At 63.3% G+C, this 349-nt stretch carries 1 pseudogene; it reads left to right on the top strand.

The features are described 5' to 3' along the window. Nucleotides 1–349, top strand: a pseudogene (locus EN857_RS33530) (AMP-binding protein); the annotation flags it as partial.

Here is a 349-nt window from a genome sequence, read left to right as displayed (position 1 = left end):
GGCGGGTCGGCCCCGACGTCGTCGGCCAGCTCGTCATCCGGGGCGCGACCGTGATGAAGGGCTACTGGGGCAAGCCTGAGGCGACCGCGAGAAAGCTCAGACCCGGTCCTCTGCCGGGGGAACAGGTGCTCTATACCGGCGACTACTGCCGAATTGACGAGGAAGGGTACCTTTATTTCGTCGGTCGTGGCGATGAGATCATCAAATCCCGTGGCGAGAAGGTCGCGCCCAAGGAGGTTGAGAACGCGCTTATCGGCATTCCGGGGGTGCGGGAAGCAGCCGTGATCGGCGTTCCGGACGAACTTCTTGGGCAGGCCGTGAAGGCGTTTGTCGTGATGGAGCAAGGGAG

Source organism: Mesorhizobium sp. M4B.F.Ca.ET.214.01.1.1, assembly GCF_004791545.1.
GTDB classification, from domain to species: Bacteria; Pseudomonadota; Alphaproteobacteria; order Rhizobiales; family Rhizobiaceae; genus Mesorhizobium; species Mesorhizobium abyssinicae.
Note: the sequence above shows the minus strand (reverse complement) of the source record. Positions and strands in the feature narration are given on the sequence as shown.